General features: G+C 43.5%; 14 protein-coding genes and 1 pseudogene. 10 read left to right on the top strand and 5 right to left on the bottom strand.

The annotated features are described in order from the left end of the window. Position 1: 1 nt before the first annotated feature. From LRM47_RS02125 to LRM47_RS02090, 8 genes are all read left to right on the top strand, one after another. Positions 2–1819 carry a site-specific DNA-methyltransferase gene (locus tag LRM47_RS02125; RefSeq protein ID WP_243822643.1) on the top strand — a complete coding sequence of 606 codons (1818 nt, stop codon included), beginning with the start codon at positions 2–4 and terminating at the stop codon, positions 1817–1819. Continuing rightward, a complete protein-coding gene (locus tag LRM47_RS02120) occupies positions 1816–2334 on the top strand; it encodes a hypothetical protein (RefSeq protein WP_243822642.1) in 519 nt (172 codons plus the stop codon). The genes LRM47_RS02125 and LRM47_RS02120 overlap by 4 nt, the downstream gene beginning before the upstream one ends. Then, on the top strand, positions 2312–3628 hold the full coding sequence (locus LRM47_RS02115; protein WP_243822641.1) for a nucleotidyltransferase: 1317 nt from the start codon (positions 2312–2314) through the stop codon (positions 3626–3628). Before LRM47_RS02120 ends, LRM47_RS02115 begins: the two co-directional genes overlap by 23 nt. Then, positions 3621–3794: a hypothetical protein gene (locus LRM47_RS02110; protein WP_243822640.1), complete on the top strand. Its 174-nt coding sequence runs from the start codon at positions 3621–3623 to the stop codon at positions 3792–3794. The genes LRM47_RS02115 and LRM47_RS02110 overlap by 8 nt, the downstream gene beginning before the upstream one ends. After that, positions 3791–4576 carry a hypothetical protein gene (locus LRM47_RS02105; protein WP_243822639.1) on the top strand — a complete coding sequence of 262 codons (786 nt, stop codon included), beginning with the start codon at positions 3791–3793 and terminating at the stop codon, positions 4574–4576. Before LRM47_RS02110 ends, LRM47_RS02105 begins: the two co-directional genes overlap by 4 nt. Positions 4577–4584: 8 nt before the next feature. Further along, the gene (locus LRM47_RS02100; RefSeq protein ID WP_243822638.1) at positions 4585–7341 is read left to right on the top strand and encodes a restriction endonuclease; all 2757 of its coding nucleotides are present in this window, start codon (positions 4585–4587) and stop codon (positions 7339–7341) included. Between the two features lie 90 nt (positions 7342–7431). Beyond that, complete coding sequence (locus LRM47_RS02095) at positions 7432–8034, top strand: hypothetical protein (RefSeq protein ID WP_243822637.1); 603 nt, start codon at positions 7432–7434, stop codon at positions 8032–8034. Between the two features lie 19 nt (positions 8035–8053). Next, positions 8054–8275: a DUF167 domain-containing protein gene (locus LRM47_RS02090; protein WP_129634840.1), complete on the top strand. Its 222-nt coding sequence runs from the start codon at positions 8054–8056 to the stop codon at positions 8273–8275. 2 nt (positions 8276–8277) lie between these two features. Here LRM47_RS02090 and LRM47_RS02085 read toward each other — a convergent pair whose 3' ends face one another. Beyond that, entirely contained in the window at positions 8278–9714 is a 1437-nt protein-coding gene (locus LRM47_RS02085; protein WP_243822636.1) for a polysaccharide deacetylase family protein, read from the bottom strand. Positions 9715–9779: 65 nt separating this feature from the next. Here LRM47_RS02085 and LRM47_RS02080 point away from each other — a divergent pair, with 65 nt between their 5' ends. Continuing rightward, positions 9780–10541 carry an ABC transporter ATP-binding protein gene (locus LRM47_RS02080; protein WP_353524830.1) on the top strand — a complete coding sequence of 254 codons (762 nt, stop codon included), beginning with the start codon at positions 9780–9782 and terminating at the stop codon, positions 10539–10541. 1 nt (position 10542) lies between these two features. Continuing rightward, complete coding sequence (locus tag LRM47_RS02075) at positions 10543–11661, top strand: ABC transporter permease (RefSeq protein WP_243822634.1); 1119 nt, start codon at positions 10543–10545, stop codon at positions 11659–11661. A gap of 108 nt (positions 11662–11769) precedes the next feature. On the opposite strand, the gene LRM47_RS02070 is transcribed toward LRM47_RS02075, so the two are convergent. From LRM47_RS02070 to LRM47_RS02055, 4 genes and pseudogenes are all read right to left on the bottom strand, one after another. Continuing rightward, positions 11770–12486, bottom strand: coding sequence for a DsbA family protein (locus LRM47_RS02070; protein WP_146423454.1), 717 nt, complete (start codon positions 12484–12486; stop codon positions 11770–11772). Then, positions 12483–13085, bottom strand: coding sequence for a hypothetical protein (locus tag LRM47_RS02065; RefSeq protein WP_243822633.1), 603 nt, complete (start codon positions 13083–13085; stop codon positions 12483–12485). Before LRM47_RS02065 ends, LRM47_RS02070 begins: the two co-directional genes overlap by 4 nt. Next, positions 13082–13966: a class I SAM-dependent methyltransferase gene (locus LRM47_RS02060; RefSeq protein WP_243822632.1), complete on the bottom strand. Its 885-nt coding sequence runs from the start codon at positions 13964–13966 to the stop codon at positions 13082–13084. Before LRM47_RS02060 ends, LRM47_RS02065 begins: the two co-directional genes overlap by 4 nt. Before the next feature lie 7 nt (positions 13967–13973). Further along, positions 13974–16058, bottom strand: a pseudogene (locus LRM47_RS02055) (ATP-dependent Clp protease ATP-binding subunit); the annotation flags it as partial. Positions 16059–16117: the final 59 nt, after the last annotated feature.

The following is a 16117-nucleotide window of genomic DNA, read 5'->3' as shown; positions in this document are numbered from 1 at the left end:
AATGAACGGCTATAACGACAATATACATCAACAACAGATTGACAAGCTGGTACAGCTCTTCCCCGAGGTGGTCACCGAAGGTAAGATTGACTGGCAGAAACTCCAGTCGACACTGGGCGAGGCGGTTGATTTGGGTGAGCGCTACGGCCTCGGATGGAAGGGCAAGGGCGACGTCTTCGCTGCTATCCAGGAGAAGACTGTCCAGACGCTCCACCTCGACCGGGCGAATTCCGTCGATTGGGATACGACGGGCAATATGTTTATCGAGGGCGATAACCTGGCGACGCTGAAGATTTTGCACAAGGCGTATTATGGCAAGGTTAAGATGATCTATATCGACCCGCCCTACAATACTGGTAATGATTTCATTTACAACGACGATTTCAAGCAGACACGCCGTAGCTATGAGACAGAGGCGGGCATCACTGATGATGAGGGTAATGTTGTGCGAGATGACGGCTTGCGCACCAATACCGGCGGGCACAAGCACAGCAACTGGCTGAACATGATGTATCCACGCCTCTTTTTGGCACGCAACCTGCTTCGCCAAGACGGCGTCATCTTCGTCTCGATCGACGACAACGAAGTCCACAACCTCCGCCTGATGATGAACGAGATATTTGGGGAGGAGAATTTTGTAGCGCAGATTGTGTGGCAGCGCAAAAGAGGTAAGGATAATTCCGCAAAGTTTTTAAGTCGTAACCATGAGTACTTGTTAGTTTTTGCTCGTTCAATCGACGACCTTAACTTCAATAGGCTTGAACTTGATGAGACAACATTAAAGGCTTATAAAAACCCCGATAATGATCCTCGTGGAGCGTATCGATTACTCGGTGTGTGGGCCCGTGGAACCCAAGGTGGATCCAAATATGAGTTTAAATCAAAAACTGGACAGGTATTTTCTGAGAGACTATGGCTGATGAATAAAGAATCAATGACAAGGTTAGATGAAGAAGATAAACTAGTATACTCTCCGTCGTCCGATAAAATCTACAGAAAACTATATGTCAGTGAAAACAGCGGCAATATCCCGGAGACCATTTGGAGTGATGCGTCCAATGCTGCAAATGCCGCGGATGAAATAAAAAAGATTTTTGAATTTCAGATTTTTGATACGGTTAAGCCCATACCTTACATCAAGAGAATGTTACGGTTAACGACTGACGATAACGACATTATCCTCGATTTCTTCTCCGGCTCTGGTACAACCGCTCATACTGTTGCCGAACTTAACGCTGAAGATGGCGGTAATCGCCGCTGGATTTGCGTGCAGTTACCTGAGCTGACTGACGAGAAGTCGGAGGCGTATGAAGCTGGTTACCGCACCATCGCTGATATTGCTCGTGAGCGTATCCGCCGGGCGGGTGCCAAAATCCGGGTTGACCAGGCGGATAAGCTAGCGTCTCGCAGTGTCCCGCTTGACCTTGGTTTTCGGGCGTATCGGGTGGGTGATAGCAATTTCAAGCAGTGGAACGAGCTGGTTTCCGACCCGGAGGAAATTCGCCAGCAGGCGCTCGCCAATCTCGATCCGCTGGAGGAGGGTACGACCGATGACGACTTGCTGGCCGAGCTCCTGCTCAAGCGTGGTATCTCACCGCTGGCGCAGATAGATCAGCATGACGACTTCTGCTTTGTCTCGTCCGAAAAGCTCGTCATTTGCCTGGTGCACTCCATGACAGAAGAGTTATTTGCGACCATCCTCGCCGCCAAACCATCATCCATCATCATCCTCGACCGAGCTTTCGGCGACGACATAAATCTAAAAGTAAACCTACTCCTGCAAGCCGAGCGGCAAGGTGTTGAGGTGGAGGTGGTGTGATGGAAATTGTAAGACTTTTCTTTGAGATAGTGGGAATGATAACTACAACCGCGATGATTTTTGGTGGTATAGCATTGTTTCTTGGTTGGTTTCTTGGCGTGTTCTTAGTGATGAAGAGGCTAGGACTGGGAAGATGGTATAGAAAAATTTTGATCGTTTCGACTAATGATGGCGGGCAGACTTTAAAGAAAGACTTAGTAGATTCTGGAGTTTTTCGTGAGAAGAATGTCACCGTAGCAAATGACAATAGCCTGGCTGACATAAAAGATAATGACTTAATACTATATGATTATTGGGAACTCCCAGAATGTATAAACGACGTACTAAGAAATAAGCAAAAAGGAGCTGGACTTATCGTCTATTCCCCTGCTAATAATAAGAGAATGCCTGTTGATGTTGTAGAAATGATAAATAAAGAACCATTTACGGTACTAGTAAATATGAGAGGCCGTTTAGTAAACGATATTTTAGTAACCTTAATGAGTACGAGTTATGATAAGAAGCGAAGTAAATAATAAACTAAGAGAGTTTGCCAGATCTCTTTCTCCCACGGAACGCGAGAGGGGGGTGATATCTAGGATATATTCGTCTCTGCAAGAGATACTGGGGAAAAATGACTGTATTCAAATCGGATCATATCCAAGATATACCGCAATAACTCCTATACATGATTTGGATATTTTGTATGTAATTGGAGAATGGTCTGATAACGATTTACAAGATCCAGAACGTGCGTTAAGTGAAGTAAAAGAACTAATAAAGTCTAATTACGATGATTATTGTCCCAATGGCTATTCATATGATGTAGGCGTGCAAAATCACTCTGTCGTGATTGAGCTTAAAGGAGAAGCTGAATTTTCAGTAGATATAGTACCATGCTACGAATGGAACAAGAACGAGTATGGTGACTATATGTATAAAGTCCCAGAAGTTATAAAGGTTAAAGATCATAAAGAGAGGAAGAATACTTATTGGAGCCCCACTGATAAAAGTTCTTGGATATCGTCTGACCCTAGAGGATATATAAAACAAGCTCAAGAAGTGGGATCTAATGATGACTTTCGTAAGGCTGTAAAAATAGTAAAATACTGGAAACAAACATTGCGTGATATTGATAACAACCTGAAGTTGAAATCTTTTCATCTTGAACAGGTTATCACTCGGTGGTTTCAGAATAACTCCGAGGAAGATTTGATAGGTGCTCTGTTCTATTTCTTTACGGAGATATCAAATATAGTTGATCATCCAGATTGTATAGAGGATAGAGCTCAGCGTGGTAAATATATTGATGATTACTTAAAAACTATCACAGACAGACAAAAGAGTATCGTTAAGAAAACAAGAGATATGGTTTTGGTGCGGCTAGAATCAATAGATGATTATGAAGCAGAATATATATTTAAGGCACAAGAATATAACCGCGATCCCAGCGAGAATTTTATCTTTGATTTCGGGTATTTATCAGTGATTGACTTATCGCATCAATTTGATATTAGTTATGACCAGCAAGACAAATTTGAGAATCGCAGACAAAGGCGTGCGAGAATGAGGAAGGGTATACCCAAGCAAAAAGAGCTTTATTTTAAGATAATAGACGGATTTGAAGCAGACTTAGATTATTATTGGAAAGTACAGAACTCAAAGAAACTTAGCGTGGATAAACGCCGTGGGGAGATAACGAAAGGGCGAACGCATAATAATCCCGAGCATACAGAATATACAGGCGAGCATTATGTTGAGTGCTTTGGTGTAAATGGCAGTGGCGAATGTGTTAGGCGTGCTCGATGCGAGGTGGTTATAGGTGATTAATTTTTTTATCTGCAAAATTTCTAATGACTTATCTGATAGAGAAAAGCTTGATAAGATTTTAGTTATCCGGAAAAACCAGACAACTGACGAAATAACCACTTATTCGGAAATTCCGAATAACTATATAGAAAATCCGGGATTTCCGGATTTTGTGGAGGCGATATGATGAGCAGTAGTGAAAATAATGAATATGTAACAAAACTAAGCTCTAGGTTTGAAAAAATAGAGAAGCTCGAATCGACACCTATGGTAATGCGAGATCAAGCGATTCAGTGCCTTAAAACAGTATTAGATGATAGCTCGAATCTTGTGCATGAGGACAAAAACATAATCCAGAATGGCATTAAGTCCCTCAAAAATATAAAAGAAGAGTCTATGAAGGAGCAATTTAGCGTAATATATTCTCAAATGTGTGTTTTGGCTGTATCATCTTTAGAGGCAATTCTGAAGGATTATTTTGTGGATAGTTTTAATGATAAAACAGACATCAATATAGAAAATAAGAAACTAAATGAAATAAAAGTAACGATAAGAGATATTATTGATAACGAGCTTAATTTTGACAATAAATTGGGAAGTTTAATACTTGAGCGTGACAAACCTAACTTTCAGGACCTAAAATCTATACTGAGTAATTTTAAAAATTATTTTAATAAAGAAATTAAATTAGAAAGCGATCTTCAGAAGAAGCTATGCTTTTATCTTGAGATAAGACACTTACTGGTACATAAGGGTGGTGTGGTCGATAAAAGGTTTATTAATAGTACTGGGGTTTTGGACGCAAATATAAAGAACTACAAAGCAGGTGATACTGTAGAGATCAAATCATCTGACTGGATCGATATGAAGCAAGCATTTCTAAGTCTGCTGGATATGTTAACAAGAGGAAAAGCCGCCGCGGAGATAGATAATGACGGATTTTTAAAGGGTAGCAGGAAGGGTGCTTGATTGGATTTATGAAACTAAAATTTGACCCCAACCAACAGTACCAAATCGACGCCATCAACGCGGTGGTGGATATATTTACTGGCCAGCCAAAAGACATTGACGGTGCGACTCGCCATATGGATCAGGATGGGCAGTTAAGCTTGGAGGCGACGATCGCCAGGGGAAATAGCTTGGTGCTGGATATGGCACAGATAATTAAGAATACGCATAAAATTCAAGAGAAAAATGGTATCGAGAAAAGCGAGACTAAAGAAGGCAGCTTTAGTATTCCGATGATTTTTCCGCTAGAAATCGGCGAAAAATCTCTGAAGTATGGTATGAACTTCTCCATCGAGATGGAGACCGGTACCGGAAAAACGTATGTATACTTGCGGACGATTCATGAGCTGCATCAGCACTACGGCTGGAAGAAGTTTATTATCGTGGTGCCGAGCGTGGCGATTCGTGAAGGTGTGCTGAAGAATTTGGCGATCACCAGGGAGCACTTTGCTGATCTTTACAGCAAGCCGGAGATGGACTACTACGTCTGGGACAGCAAGAAAACAGGTCAGGCTCGTGAGTTTGCCACGAATGATACCTTGCAAATCATGGTGATTACTATTGATAGCTTTGCCAAGGCACAGAATGTGATGAATCGGCAGAGTGACTATGGCCGGCCGCTCGATTTCATCAAGGCTACTCACCCGGTAGTTATTCTCGACGAGCCGCAGAATATGGAGACGGACATACGGCGGAATGCTATTGATAGTCTTAATCCACTGTGTACGTTGCGCTATAGTGCCACGCACAAGCACTTATACAATTTGCTTTATCGGCTGACTCCAGTCGATGCCTACGATAAAGGCCTAGTCAAGAAGATCGAGGTGCATAGTGTCCAGAGTGAGGATAATTATAATGATGCGTATATCAATGTATTGTCGCTAGAGCGCCAGTCGAAGACTCGTTCGTTTGCTAAAATTGAAGTAGATGCGAGTGACGAGTATGGCTTGCAGCGCAAGATCATCAAGGTGTTTCCGGGCGACGATTTGGAGGCAAAGACGGGACGTTCGGTCTACGCTGGCTACTATATCGAGTCAATCAATCACGGTGATAATTGCGTGGAGTTTAGTAATGGTAAGGTAGTTTACGTTGGTCAGCGCGATGAAAGATTGCATGATGATATTATCAAGCGGCAGATTGAACTGACGATTGATGATCATTTTGATAAACAGCGCCGGCTAGGCAGCGGCGTGAAGGTACTCAGCCTATTCTTTATTGATAAAGTCATGAATTATCGCGAATATACGGCGAATGGTACCCAGAAAGGCAAATTCGCCAAGTGGTTTGAAGAAGCCTACGCTAAGGTGGCATCTAAACCAAAATATGCCGGTGCGATGGATGGTTTGTTGGCGAGTGAGGTGCACGATGGCTACTTTGCGGCGGACAAGAGTGGCCAGTGGAAAGACTCTCGTGACACCAAGGGCGAGGGTGGCCGTACCAAGGATGATGATACGGCGTATAACTTGATTATGAAGGATAAGGAAAGACTACTGGATACCGGCGAGCCGCTACGATTTATCTTTAGCCACTCGGCACTGCGTGAGGGCTGGGATAATCCTAATGTATTTCAGATTTGTACGCTTAATGAGACGTCGAGTCAAATGAAAAAGCGCCAAGAGATTGGGCGAGGGTTGCGTCTGCCGGTCAATATTGATGGACAACGAGTGTATGATGATAACGTCAACGTGCTAACGGTAGTAGCTAACGAAAGCTATGCAGAGTTTAGCCGCAAGCTCCAGACGGAAATTGAGGAAGAAACGGGCATTCACTTTGGTGGGCGAATCAAGAATCGTGATAATCGGCAAGTCGTCAGCTTTCAGAAATCACGGGCGCTTGATCCGGCTTTCAAGGAATTATGGGATAAAATTAAACATAAAACGACCTACCGGGTGGCAATTGATACAGAGAAGTTAGCAGCGGAGTCGGCTAATGAATTAGCACAGATCACTATTAGCAAACCGCACATTGCTGATGCTAAAACACTGATTGACTCGATGAATAATGACAGCGGTTTTATGGTGCGCGAGACCGGCTTTAACGCCTATGCGGCACGCCAAACTGAAGTTAAGATACCGAATTTATTAGCGGATATTCAGCGTCAGACACAAATGACCCGCCGGGTGATATTTGATGTGCTTGATCAGGCGGGGATGTTTGAGCAGATTGCTATTAATCCACAGCAGGTTATTGATGAGACGGCTCGGGCGATTAATCGTGTGAAGCGGCGCTTAGCAGTTGACGGTGTTAAATATCACAGAACGGGTGAGCATTATGACATGACGTTGTTTGAGAATAGTGAATTACAGACATACCTGTATGATGCAGCGATGAAGAGTGGGGCAGTTGCAGTGACCGACCTGGCAAAAACCATCTACGATTATGTGGCGGTTGATTCGGAAGTTGAGCGTGAATTCATGCAGTCGCTGGAGGACAATACCGACGTTAAGTTTTATATTAAGCTACCAAGTTGGTTCAAGATTGATACACCGGTTGGTAAGTATAATCCAGATTGGGCAGTAGCGTTTGACGGCGATGAGCGGATTTACTTTGTTGCCGAGACGAAAGGCTCAGATGATATTAATGATAATCACTTGAGTGCTAATGAACGAGCTAAAATTACTGCAGCCCGCCAGCATTTTGCAGAAATTAATATACCATATGCGGCGCCGGTGCGGAGTTTGCGGCAGGCGTTGACTATGGTCGGAGATGGTAATTGTGACACCTGATACACACGCAAATTATTATGTTCGCCCGTTGTTGGCTACTGGGTGCTTACAAATGCTTTTGGAGCGGAGTAAAGATGCTAAGGAGAATGTATGAACAAAACAAACAAAACCATCACTATCGCTCGCGCCATCATCCGTATCGGTGATGCTGCCAGAAATGCTAATGATTATAGTTTGCTGGGCGCGCTGCATGAAATGGTGGAGCAATTGTCACAGCATGGTGTTAACGACACTGACGTCGATATGGATCTGCTGCTGGAATATGTCGAGGCGGCAGATGGTTGCGACTATTGCCGAGCGGGCGACGGTAAGCCAAGTGTTGACGAATTGACAACAAAAATCAATCAGCAGTTAGCGCGTCGCGGCCAGGCGCAGGTGGAGGCGAGCGACCAGTCGGTGCTGAAATTTGAGCCGCTGGTTCATCTGGTAACGGCGGCGTATGCTAAAAATGAAGGTGGTGTGACGGCTGGCCTGTCGATAGCGCTGGTCGTCAATCAGGATGGTTCGGTGGATCTGCCACGCAACCATTTTTTGAACGCAGAACTGCTCGATTATTTTGATGAAAATCGCCCAGTTAATTGGCGTTCTGTCGAGCGTGATTTGCCGTCAAAGTTGCACGGCTATCATTTGGTAGCAGGTTCGGTAGAAGTGCAGGAGATTTTGCCGCGGGAGTTGGAGGCGATGTCGTTTTAAGGGTAATGATTATTGAATCATGAAAATCTCCGTACATATTAAACCAAACTCTCGCCATCGTGAGGAAGTTGTGAAAAATGATGACGACACATTGACGGTTTATGTCAAAGCTCCAGCAATTGAAGGTCGAGCCAACGCGGCGGCTATTAAATTATTGGCAAAACATTTTAAGGTCGCATCGTCCAAAGTCAAATTAGTGCGCGGTGCAACTTCAAAATATAAGATATTTGAGATTGATTAAGTTTACGGATAAACGGCGCCCGGTGTCATATCGCCGATTAAATTTTGTACCGTTACGAATGAATATCCTTGTTGTTTGAGTGAGTCAAGAATACAAGGAACGGCATTCACGGATGTCTGATGAATATCGTGCATTAAAATCACAGCTCCGTTGCGAGCGCCAGCGACAGCCCTTGAGCAGACGATTTCGCTATTACGATCAGCCCAGTCGCGCGTATCGACAGACCAAACAACTGTCGACATTCCGCGCTGACGGAATTGCTCCAAAACTGCCCGATTAAACGCGCCGTATGGCGGACGTATGATGTTGGGTTTGGTGCCGACGGCTTGTTTTATAGCGTTATTTGTCTGGTCAATTTCGCTAGCTAGTTGCTCCGCTGAAACCTTATTTAACTCTGGATGCGACCAAGAGTGATTGCCTAATTGATGTCCGCGCGACTGCATACGACGTAACGTATTGGCGCGTGCTGAAACTTTGCTGCCGATTAGGAAAAATGTCGCCTTGGCGTCGTACTTATCCAATATATCCAACAGTTTTTCGGTGTATGGTCCAGGTCCGTCGTCAAAAGTTAAGGCAATTGTTTTATTTGCGACGGTAGGTATTGGAACTGCGGGCGCTGGTTTTGGTTTTTCTGCAGGTTTGGGGATGTTGGCGAATTTTCTCGCTGTTGGGTTTTGCAGATATTTAGAGACGGAGGAAATTGGCACGGTAATTGTCAATTCGCCGTAAGATGATGGCAGTAGCGACGCCTGACCGAGCGGCCAAGCCAACGCATTGCCGTCGTTGGTGATGATGAAATTGGACAAAGCTTCTTTATTTATGATTTCGTTTAGATCAATTTCTGGTTGCTGGCGCTGTTTGATGGTCTGAGAAATACTATTTTTGGCAGCGGATATGATTGCTTCGGCGGCTTCATCGGACTGTTCTGTAAAATCAGCCAAGCTGACAACTTCGCCAGATTTTTTGTCGAAAGTCCAAAATTGCGTCATTGATGCTGGATGCGCGCCGTTCATATCCTGCTTAATATTGACGACAACTGACAACGCTTCTGAAGTGTTGTGCGTGACTTGATAGCTAATTGTTTCGGTCATTGGCTTATCAAAAACTGTCGCCAGTAAAACCGTATTTTGAAAATCACGATCAATTTTATCAATCGACTCGCTAATCAGGCGATTTATCTTTTCATTTTCCGTGATCGGATATTCAATTGAAACTTTTTCCCGTTTGTTATCTCTGGTGACGAACTTTGAACGAATGCTAGAATATTTCGAATCGGCAAAATAATACTTTTCGTCAGAGGGCGCAGTCGTTTGTCGCGAGTGTGATTGATTGAAGAAATATATCCCAAATAGTCCTGCCGAAAATAGCAAAATCAAAAACGGTATGATAATAAATAGTTTTTTCGATTTTGGTTTTGCTTTTTTTCTCTGAATGCGCATATTATAAGTATAGCACTAGTTTGTTCTTGTTATAATTCGTAATAATTTGGAAAGGAGCTTGAATGGTGAAATCTGAATCAATTATAAAAGTCGATAAACTCGTTAAGACTTATGATGGAAATAACGTGGTCGACGGCGTGTCGTTTGAAGTTAAAAAGGGCGAAATATTTGGGATTCTTGGCCCTAACGGCGCGGGTAAAACAACAACGTTGGAAATGCTGGAAGCGCTCAGACCAATTGATGGCGGTGCGGCTACAATTGACAGCATAGATGTCGCTAAGAAACCTAAGGATATTAAGAATATAATTGGCATCCAGCTTCAGTCGACGGCTTTTTATGACAAACTGACTTTGCGTGAACAATTGAAAATGTTTGGTAGTTTATATGGTCGGACAGTTGATACCGAGGCACTGCTTGCTAAGGTTCAATTGACGGAAAAGGCTAAGAACTACGTCGAGCAACTTTCTGGCGGTCAAAAACAGCGTTTTGCGATTGCTTCGACGTTGGTAAATAATCCAAAAGTGTTGTTTCTGGACGAGCCGACCACAGGGCTTGATCCGCAGGCGCGTAGAAATTTGTGGGATTTGATTAAGGAAATTCGCGACGAGGGAATTACGATTCTCTTGACGACGCATTATATGGACGAGGCGGAATTATTATGTGATCGTCTGGCGATTATGGATAGCGGTAAGATTATCACAATTGATACGCCGCATAATCTCATTCAGCAATTATTGGCGCGCGGTTTTAAGAAGGAACAAGTTGTTGAGCAAGCCAACTTAGAGGACGTGTTTATTGATTTAACAGGAAAGGCAATTCGGGATTAACATGAAAAAATATTGGATTGGAATATTCGGGCAAGTTCGCGCTCAGCAAAAGCGTTTCGTCCGAGATAAAATGGCGCTATTTTTTACCTTCCTTTTTCCGCTGATTTTTCTATTGGTTTTTGGGTCGGTTTTTAGTAATGATTCGACCAGTTTTAATATTGCAATTGTCAACAATTCGCAGACAGAATTTGCCAAAAGTTTCGTTAAAAATGCCAAAGAAAATTCGAAGGATTCGATTCTCAAAATTAAAGACGTTAAAGATATGAATGACGCACGTGAAAAGATGAAGCGGTCGGAGCTTAACGGTATTATTGAGCTTCCAAGTGATTTTGGCACGATAAAAAATAATGGCAATCATCCTATTCCAACAGGCACTATGAATGTTATTTACTCCAAAGGTTCTGAGCAGACGGGCGGCGCGTTGGTGGCAGTGATGAATCAGATTACCAATAGTATCAATAGTCAGATGGGTCAACCTGAAGCTCCGCTTAAAGCTGTTGGTAAAGCGATTGGTGATGAGCAACTAAAATCGTTTGACTACATATTTACGGGGCTATTAACTTTCAGCTTGATAAGTATGGGTATTTTTGGTTTAGCTAATCAAATGCCGGCTGAAAAGAAGCGTGGCTCGTACCGACGCTTACGTGCAGCGCCGTTTACTTCTGGTCAATTGATTATCTCTACAGCAATTCACTATACGATTATTTCCTTGCTTAGCTTGATCATGATGGTTGTCGCTGGCGCTTTGATATTTCACTTTAATATGCGAGGCGATTGGGCGCTGTTTGTGGTTATATCTGTATTATCGGCATTCATGATGGTGGGAATAGGGCTATTGATTGCTGGCTGGTCGAAAAACGAAGACCAATCTTCCGCGTTAAGTAATTTAATTTCTTTCCCAATGATGTTTCTGTCTGGCACATTTATCCCGCTTTATCTATTTCCAGAATGGTTGCGAAGTGTTGCTCAATTTGTTCCCATAACTCCAATCACGGATGGTTTTAGGCTCATTATGACCGAGCACGCAAGTTTTATAGAAGTCTTGCCGCAATTTGGAATTATCGCAGCCTGGACTTTCGCAATTTACCTCGTGGCTATTAAATTATTTAGGTGGGAATAACTATTCAAGGATAGTAAAACAAATAGAAAAATGTTACACTTATCATAAGTGAGTGTTTGACATTTTTGATAATGGAAATGGCGTAGTTCTGCGTAACAAGTCGAATAATTATTCGACGCCGCCAGCCTTAAGAATGCTTCTTAATCCGTTTTCTCCACCGACGAATCCGCTGGTTTGATAGTCGTTAATAACCATATACGGTAAGCCATTCACGCCAAGCGACAAGGCTTTTTGTGTGTTGCTATCAATTTCTTTTTGGTGTGGTTTTTTAGTCATACAATCGGAAAATTGCGATTCATTCATGCCGACATTTTTAGCGGAAGTCAGGAAATATTCCAGTGGAAGAGCAGGGATTTTTTTCGGCACAGCAACGTTTTTTACGCCAATTCCTTTATCAAAGTAATCGCTTTTAATGCGCGGGACGATGTCGTGGGTGTACTGCCAATATTTATCTTGATCAGCAGCACAAAACGCAGCGTGAGCACCAGTTTCGGTATTGTTGGTCATCTCTTTTAATAGTGTTACTACGCGATGCTCATAACGAACTTTTCCGGATTTAATATAGTCATTTTTGAAGAACTCTGTGCTGGTTGCGGCTTCGACCTCGGCGCAAAATGAACAAAAATAGTCAGTATAATCAATGAACACGTTTTTCGCGTCAGCGGATCCTTGCGACATTTTTTCGTTCCACGGTTTATTATCGCCAATGTGACGATTCGGCGGGCGATTGACAATTCCATAAATAAACAAAGCTACAATTCCCACGATTACAATTCCCGAAAGAACCCAAATAAGCGCTATGCCTGATGATTTTTGTCGATTCATATTTTCTCCTGTTTAGATAATTCTGTGTACATAAAAATAATTTGACCTGATTTATATAGCGAGAATAAACTGAGCAGTAAAGCTAACAAAAGGACTATTATGTTGGCGATATTTGCGGCGGTAGCAGCAGCAGCTCCTGAGAAAAATAAGGTTACAATTGACAAGATTAGTGACGTTCCGCAGGGGACGCAGCCAAGTCCGATCGTTGCGGCAATTGACGCAATTCCGCTTAGTCCGACTTGTCGAGATACAGTTTTTTCATTGTCGCGATTATTCTTTGCTGTAAAAATTACAGCGGCGATCGATACACCTTGAAGAATTGACACTATCATAAGCAGCGCGCCATTTGGTGAAGTGAAACTTTGTTTGAATACGTCTATAATCATCGAGCCGAGCAGCGAGATTTTATCGAGAATTGGCAGACGCGACATCATTAGCGGCCCGTAAAAATTGGCGTTGATTGCGAAATAAATTACCACGGCGAAGGCGACGGTCGCGACAATTGTTATTAGGAAATATTTCGGTAAACCAAGCATTCTGCCGACTCCTAAAATTGCTGATTTGACAGTTAGTTTGTAGTACTTGTCGTTGTAATTCATTGTGGTAGTTGTGCTATAAAGTTTGCTGGTGTGTTATTGCGATCTCTTTTTAGTTCGTAAATAACCTTTGTTGGCCATGGAATACTATCGATTTTGAAGTATTTTTGTAAATGTGGCAAATAGGTTTCATCGAATTCATTCTGCGACTGTGTTATTTTGTAACCGTGTGGCGCGCAAATCCATTTGTGAATAAGGTGATCCACGATAACGTACGATTCTTTTGATTCGCGTTCAAGTGAATCTAGCCCCCAAACCGCGTGAAACATGATTTCGTAAATAGTTTGGCTATTTGCCTTGTAGGTGTACGGAGTGATAGGACTATCATTGTCGTCGCAAACTATAGTAAGCATGCTAATCACTGAATTTTTAACAAGCGCTTCGACCCATGTGTAAACTTCATCGTTAACGTCTCCGGATGCTACTTTGATAGACGTGACTAGGTTTGGCGTATCGCTGGGACCCCAATCGCGGATGATAATGACGCCGTCGGGCTTGAGTGCTCTATCTAGCATTGCGAATGTTTTAGTGCGCTCAGGTCGAGATAGATAGCTCATCAATTCGTGAAATACACTAGACATGTAGATGATGTCGAATTCATCTTCGATGTTTTCAAGTTGTTCTTTAGTGATGAAATCAATGTTATTTTCTTGAAGTTGAGATTGAACAATTTGTGAAACATCATAGGCTACGTAGTGAGTTCCTGTTTGCGTCACTTGTTTGATGAATTCTGGCGAGAAACCAGAACCAAAATCAAGCAATTTAATGTTCTTACCAAGGTGTTTTTCGATGGCTCCGAATTTGGATGACGCTGTTTGGTTCATCCGCTCTTGATAGGTTTTGTTGGTATGATTTTCCAAGTGCTCGCTGCGAATTTGGCTCATGTATCTATTATACGATATTCGTAAAGGCAATTCGATCATCCACTGCAGCAACTTTTACCGTATCTCCGTCATGAATTCGCCCGTCGATCAGTTCGAGTGCCAAAGGATCAAGCACGCGTTTTTGAATCAAACGCTTAAGTGGTCGAGCGCCGAAACTCGGGTCGTAGCCGTCTCGCGCCAACATATCACGAACGCTATTGTCAAAATTCAGCGTTATGTCGCGACTGTCTTTAACTTGGCAAACAACTTTTTCTAATTGCACGTCAACAATCGCACGCATCGATTCAGGGTGAATGCGATCAAAAATCACGATGTCGTCAATTCGGTTTAAGAATTCTGGGCGGAAATGACCACGAAGTGTTTCTAAAATTTGATTATCGAGCGAGCTAATGTTGTCGCCCGTGTAGTCCATAATCATTTGCGATCCGACGTTGCTGGTCATGATAATAATGGTGTTGCTAAAGTCAATCGTTCGTCCTTGTCCGTCCGTCAATCGCCCGTCGTCCAAAACTTGTAATAGCACGTTAAATATGTCGGGGTGCGCTTTTTCGATTTCGTCAAACAAAACCACGCTATATGGACGTCGTCTAACGGCTTCCGTCAATTGACCGCCTTGATCGTAACCGACATATCCTGGAGGCGAACCGATCAATCTGGCTACGGCGTGGCGTTCCATATATTCACTCATGTCAATTCGAATCATGGCGTGCTCGTCGTCGAATAATTCACGGCATAAACTACGTGCGACTTCTGTTTTTCCTACGCCAGTAGGGCCGAGGAATAGGAATGAGCCAATCGGTCGATTAACATCGCCGAGTCCAGCACGTGACCTACGAATGGCGCTCGCTACAGCTGCCACAGCACGATCTTGTCCGATGACTTGGCGGTTGATCGATTCTTCCAATTTGGTCAATTTGCTGGATTCACTTTCCATCAATCGCTCCACCGGAATTCCGGTCCAACGCGCTACCACGCCAGCGATATCGTCAGGTGTAACTTCTTCGCGGAGTAATCGGTCGTGAGCTGGAATTGCCGCTAGCTCCTCGCGGGCGCTTGCTAATTTTTTCTCCAGCTCCGGCAAATCGCCATATTTAATGCGGCTAGCGGTGGCTAAGTCTGCGTCGCGTTCAGCAATTTCTAATTGTGAGCGCAGATTGTCCATTTTTTCGGTAGCCGTGTTGACGGTTTGCAAAATGTCTTTTTCGTGTTGCCATTTTTTATCAATCACTTCGGCTTTTGCGCGAATCTCGGCAATTTGCTCCTTGATTTCATCTTTGCGAATATTGGCGTGGTCGGATTTGTCTTTTTTTAGCGCCGCTTCCTCGATTTCCAGTTGCAAGCGTCTATTGTTCAAACGATCTAGTGCAATTGGCACGCTTTCTAATTGCATTTTGAGCGAGCTGGTTGCCTCATCAAGCAGGTCGACTGCTTTGTCTGGCAAGAATCGGTCAGGCAAATACCTGGTGGACAATCTGGCGGCTGCCACGATTGCGTCGTCAGCGATTTTTACTCCGTGATGAATTTCGTATTTTTCCTTCAATCCGCGCAAAATGGCAACAGTGTCGTCAAAACTCGGTTCGCCAACGTAAACTGGCTGGAATCTTCGCTCTAAGGCGGCATCTTTTTCGACATATTGACGATATTCAGCGAGTGTCGTCGCGCCAATCATATGCAATTTTCCGCGAGCCAGCGCCGGCTTTAACATATTGCCCGCGTCCATGCTACCTTCGCTTTTTCCAGCGCCAACCATGGTGTGAATTTCATCGACAAAAAGAATAATCTCACCGGCCGCATCTTCTACTTCTTTCAAGACGGCTTTCAATCGATCTTCAAATTGTCCACGGAAACTAGCGCCCGCCAAAAGACTGGAAATTTCCAGAGAAATTAGCCGCTTGTCCTTCAGTGAAGCGGGAACGTTGCCTTTGACAATTCGCTGCGCCAACGCCTCAACAATTGCGGTTTTACCAACTCCTGGCTCACCGATGAGAACGGGATTGTTTTTAGTGCGGCGACTTAAAATCTGCATAGTGCGTCGAATTTCTTCATCTCGACCGATCACTGGATCGAGTTTGCCTTCGCGTGCTAGCGCCGTTATATCTGTACCGAACTTTTCGAGTGGTTTAGTTGTTTCTTCTTGATTCATGTTTGGTG

Source organism: Candidatus Nanosynbacter sp. TM7-076, assembly GCF_022828325.1.
Taxonomy (GTDB): domain Bacteria; phylum Patescibacteriota; class Saccharimonadia; order Saccharimonadales; family Saccharimonadaceae; genus Nanosynbacter.
Note: the sequence above shows the minus strand (reverse complement) of the source record. Positions and strands in the feature narration are given on the sequence as shown.

Excerpts from the sequence above, each read along its gene's own strand:
- LRM47_RS02085 (WP_243822636.1), bottom strand. The coding sequence starts at position 9,714 with ATGCGCATTCAGAGAAAAAAAGCAAAACCAAAATCGAAAAAACTATTT.
- LRM47_RS02095 (WP_243822637.1), top strand. The coding sequence starts at position 7,432 with ATGAACAAAACAAACAAAACCATCACTATCGCTCGCGCCATCATCCGT.
- LRM47_RS02100 (WP_243822638.1), top strand. The coding sequence starts at position 4,585 with ATGAAACTAAAATTTGACCCCAACCAACAGTACCAAATCGACGCCATC.
- LRM47_RS02125 (WP_243822643.1), top strand. The coding sequence starts at position 2 with ATGAACGGCTATAACGACAATATACATCAACAACAGATTGACAAGCTG.
- LRM47_RS02060 (WP_243822632.1), bottom strand. The coding sequence starts at position 13,966 with ATGAGCCAAATTCGCAGCGAGCACTTGGAAAATCATACCAACAAAACC.
- LRM47_RS02070 (WP_146423454.1), bottom strand. The coding sequence starts at position 12,486 with ATGAATCGACAAAAATCATCAGGCATAGCGCTTATTTGGGTTCTTTCG.
- LRM47_RS02105 (WP_243822639.1), top strand. The coding sequence starts at position 3,791 with ATGATGAGCAGTAGTGAAAATAATGAATATGTAACAAAACTAAGCTCT.
- LRM47_RS02065 (WP_243822633.1), bottom strand. The coding sequence starts at position 13,085 with ATGAATTACAACGACAAGTACTACAAACTAACTGTCAAATCAGCAATT.
- LRM47_RS02115 (WP_243822641.1), top strand. The coding sequence starts at position 2,312 with ATGATAAGAAGCGAAGTAAATAATAAACTAAGAGAGTTTGCCAGATCT.
- LRM47_RS02075 (WP_243822634.1), top strand. The coding sequence starts at position 10,543 with ATGAAAAAATATTGGATTGGAATATTCGGGCAAGTTCGCGCTCAGCAA.
- LRM47_RS02090 (WP_129634840.1), top strand. The coding sequence starts at position 8,054 with ATGAAAATCTCCGTACATATTAAACCAAACTCTCGCCATCGTGAGGAA.